The organism is Pseudogemmobacter sp. TB195 (assembly GCF_058313095.1).
In genome coordinates, this window is the sequence record NZ_JBZEGG010000131.1 from 1 (window position 1) to 626 (window position 626).

1 protein-coding gene is annotated in these 626 nt (G+C 62.3%); it reads left to right on the forward strand.

The window, feature by feature from the left end; genetic code table 11:
• Nucleotides 1-102 precede the first annotated feature (102 nt).
• A complete protein-coding gene (locus tag AC4FS3_RS28985) occupies nt 103-543 on the forward strand; it encodes an EamA family transporter (RefSeq protein ID WP_132008290.1) in 441 nt (146 codons plus the stop codon).
• Nucleotides 544-626: the final 83 nt, after the last annotated feature.

Sequence of the window (626 nt, forward strand, 5' to 3'; positions counted from 1 at the left end):
GCTTTTGCGGTTTGATGACGCCCTGCAGCACAACGGGCGCGGGCGCGACGGAGAAGGCCCCAGACCGGCGCACGGCCGTGGCGCCGACACGGGAAACCAGTCATGCAGACGTTATTTCAGGTCACGTCCTGGCAGTTCTGGGCGCTGCTGTCGGCGGTGTTCGCAGCGCTGACCGCGATCCTCGCCAAGGTCGGCGTCAGTGACATCAACGCCGATCTCGCCACCTTCATTCGCACCGTGGTGATCCTCGCCGTCGCCGCCATACTGGTGACGGCGACAGGACAATGGCGGGCGCCTGGCGGCATCCCGCCCAAAACGTGGGCGTTTCTCGCCCTTTCCGGGATTGCGACGGGCCTGTCGTGGCTGTGCTACTTCCGGGCGCTGAAACTGGGGCCAGCCTCGCAGGTGGCGCCGGTGGACAAGCTGAGCGTCGTTTTCACAACGCTGTTCGCCATCAGCTTCCTGGGCGAGCGCATCTCGGCGAAGGCAGCCCTTGGCATTGTCCTGATCGCCGCCGGGGCGGTGCTCACCACGCTGAAATGAAACCGGACGCCTGCAGAAAATGATTCAGAGATTCACCGTATACCTTTGACAAAAATACATTTATCGGAAAATCACACACCCAT

What these genes read in the sequence shown, in the direction of transcription:
- AC4FS3_RS28985 (WP_132008290.1), top strand. Translation starts at nt 103, where the DNA reads ATGCAGACGTTATTTCAGGTCACGTCCTGGCAGTTCTGGGCGCTGCTG.